Raw genomic sequence first — 3,159 nt, forward strand, 5'->3', positions numbered from 1 at the left:
CGTGTGTTCTGCCGATCTGGCAGCGCCCTGCCCCGTGGCGGCGGCCGCGCCGCGCTGCGGGGCCTGCTCCCGCTCGGACCGCTGGGGTTCGGCGGAGGCGGACGCGGATTCCGCCCGGCCTCCGGCGAACGGCATGGTCCACTGCACCGGGGCCGCCGGGTCGGTGGTGGCCTCCGGGGTCACCGGCACCTGGGCCGGCGGCGCCGGGTGGGCGCCGGGGTCGATGGCGGGCGGCTCCCAGCCGTGTCCGGTGCCCGGTGCGGCGAGCGGGTCGGGCATGCCGCCGGACCCGTCGGCCGACCCGTACTGGTACGGGCCCGGCAGGTTCTCGGGAAGCTGTATGAAGGCGGTGGAGTCGCCGTCGTACTCGCCTCCCCAGCCGCCCTCGGGCGCCGGGGGAGGCACGGGCCGGCCGTCCTGCCGGAACGGCCCCTGCTGGTCGTTGCTCATGCGAGTGCCCTCCCGAGCCCCCGTCGGGCCAGTGTCGCCACCGTACGCCGTACGTGCAGTGCCGCGGGCGGAAGTACGGGGGCCTCCCCCCCGCCCTCCGGGGCGGGGGGATCGGGGATGCAGGCCATGGCGACGTAGTCGCCGAACGCGGCCAGCACCTCGGGGGCCAGGGCCCGTCGTCCGTCCCAGTCGATGAGCGACGCCACCCACTGCTCGGCCTCCACCGGGCGCAGCGGCATCGGCGCGACGGCGCCGACCGCGCAGCGCACCCCGCGGCGGACGGGGTCGAGCACGACGGCGACCGAGGCCAGCGCGCGTCCGGGGCCGGTGCGGCCGGTGGCCTTGAGGAAGGCCTGGGGGGCGTGCAGCAGCGGCACGCGCACATAGCCGACGATCTCGCCGGGCCGCAGCATCTCCATGCCGGCCAGCAGATGGCTGACGGGGACCTCGCGCAGCGCGCCGCCCGGCCCCGCGATCAGCACGGTGGCCTCCAGCGCGGCGAGGACGGGCAGGGAGTCGCCGGTGGGCGCGGCGGTGACGATGTTGCCGCCGAGCGTCCCGGCGTTGCGGATCTGCGGCGGCCCGGCGGCGCGGGCGGCGGCGGCCAGGGCGGGGATGAGGGCCGCGAAGTCGGGGCGTCCCATGCGGGCGTGGGTGAGGCCGGCGCCGAGCAGCGCGTGGCCGTCCTGGTACTCCCAGCCGCGGATCTCGCTGATCCGGCCCAGGCCGACCAGCGCGGCGGGCCGCAGCAGTCCGGAGTTCACCCCGGACATCAGATCGGTGCCGCCCGCCACGGGCACGGCGGCAGGCGTGGCGGCGAGAGCGGCCACGGCCTCGTCGAGCGTGGCCGGCAGCATGACCGGCTGCGCCGCCCGTGGTGCGTGCGGTGCGTGCGTGCTCAATCCAGCGCCCCTTCCCCGGTCGTCCCGGCTGCCCAGCCGTACCGTACGTGCTGGGAACCCGGACGTGGCAACTCTGGCACATTCCGGGGGGCCGCCGGAGCCTGGGTCCGCGAAGGGAGCATCCGTCCCTGACCTGGCCGATGGCCCGCTTTCGGCGGTTGTCACCGGCACAGGCGCCTTGCCACTCCTGGGAGACCTTGTACTACTTTATACAGGCCGTTTCGGGTGCCGTTCCGGCACGGTTCGGGACTCGGCGCGGAAACCGCGCGGAGCGCGCCGGGGGCATCGGGCCCGAGGATCCCCGGCATCTCCCGGGGAAGGCCCCGTGGCCGGCCTTCAGGACTCCTTCGGCGGCTCCTCGAACGGGCGCCCCGCGATACCGGGGCGGCGCTGCCAGGGGTACGGCCCCGACGGCGGCCGGTAGGCCACGCCCAGCGCGTCGAGGCGGGCGTAGTGCGCGGCCGCCATCCGCCGCTCGAAGTCCCGGAACCGCCCCTCGAAGCCGTCCTCACCGCCCCCTGCGCCCGGCCCCGACCACACCACCTCGGCGAAGGCGGCCAGCCGCGGGAAGGCCTGGTAGTCGGCGCGCCGCTGGTCCTCCACGACCTCGGTCCACAGGTTGGCCTGCGCGCCGACGACGCGCTCCGCCGCGCCGGTGCCCGCGAGTTCGGGCGGCACGGGGTCGAAGCCGTACACGTCGCGCAGGGTGCGCACGTACCCGATGGGCACCGGCTCGTCCTCGCCGCCGTCCTGCCGGTGGTCGAGGTAGACCTCCCGCTCGGGGCACATCACCACGTCGTGCCCGGCCCGTGCGGCGGCGACCGCGCCCGCGCGGCCCCGCCAGGAGGAGACCACCGCGCCGGGGCCGAGCCCGGCGCCCGCAGCACCCGCGCCCGTTCCGCCCGCTTCGCCTGCTCCTCCCGCGCCGTCCCCCAGGATCTCGTCCCATCCCACGAGGCGGCGCCCGCGTTCGGCCAGCCAGCGGTCGAAGTGCCGTACGAACCAGCCGTGGAGGGCATCCACGCCGTCCAGGCCGAGCTCCGCGGCCCGCGCCCGTGCGGCCGGGGAGCGCCGCCACTGGTCCCCGGGGCACTCGTCGCCGCCGATGTGCACGAACTCGCCCGGGAACAGCTCCAGCACCTCCTCGAACACCCCCTCGTAGAAGCGGAGTACGGCCTCGGTGGGAGCCAGGACGTCGGTGCTGACGCCCCAGTCGTCCCACACCCGCGGGGCGCCCTCGCGCGCGTCGGCGTTGCCCAGCTCCGGGTGGGCGGCGATCGCGGCCTGCGAGTGGCCTGGCAGGTCGATCTCGGGGACGACGGTGACGTGGCGCTCGGCGGCGTACGCGACGATCTCGCGGACGTCGTCGCGGCTGTAGAAACCGCCGTGCGGCCGCACGTCCCACAGCGGGGAGGCCCGGTGCCCCAGCCTGGTGCGCCGCCGCCAGGCGCCGACCTCGGTGAGCCGGGGGAAGCGCGCGATCTCAAGGCGCCATCCCTGGTCGTCGGTCAGATGCAGGTGCAGCACGTTGAGTTTGTGCGCGGCGAGCAGGTCGATCCAGCGCAGCACGCCGTCCTTGGGCGTGAAGTGCCGTGCCGTGTCCAGCATGAAGCCGCGCCAGGCGAAGCGGGGCGCGTCGGCCACTCGGACGTACGGCAGCGACCAGGCGCGGCCGGGCAGCGGCGCGCGGCGGTACGCGGCGGGGCCGAGGAGCTGCCGCAGCGTCTGGGCGCCCCAGAAGACGCCGGCGGCCGCGCCGCCGCGGATCTCGGCGCCGTCGCCGGTCACGTCCAACCGGTAGCCCTCC

The 3,159-nt window shown here is 76.4% G+C and carries 2 protein-coding genes and 1 pseudogene; all 3 read right to left on the minus strand.

The features are described 5' to 3' along the window. Positions 1–450 (minus strand): annotated as a pseudogene (locus tag ACLIYP_RS29915) (hypothetical protein); the annotation flags it as partial. Then, on the minus strand, positions 447–1,307 hold the full coding sequence (locus ACLIYP_RS29920; RefSeq protein ID WP_412716215.1) for an FAD binding domain-containing protein: 861 nt from the start codon (positions 1,305–1,307) through the stop codon (positions 447–449). The pseudogene ACLIYP_RS29915 and the gene ACLIYP_RS29920, both read right to left, overlap by 4 nt. A 381-nt stretch (positions 1,308–1,688) precedes the next feature. After that, on the minus strand, positions 1,689–3,159 hold a 1,471-nt coding region (locus ACLIYP_RS29925; RefSeq protein ID WP_412716214.1), incomplete at its 5' end, for a beta-N-acetylhexosaminidase.

Source organism: Streptomyces nanhaiensis (genome assembly GCF_046614825.1).
GTDB lineage: Bacteria > Actinomycetota > Actinomycetes > Streptomycetales > Streptomycetaceae > Streptomyces > Streptomyces radiopugnans.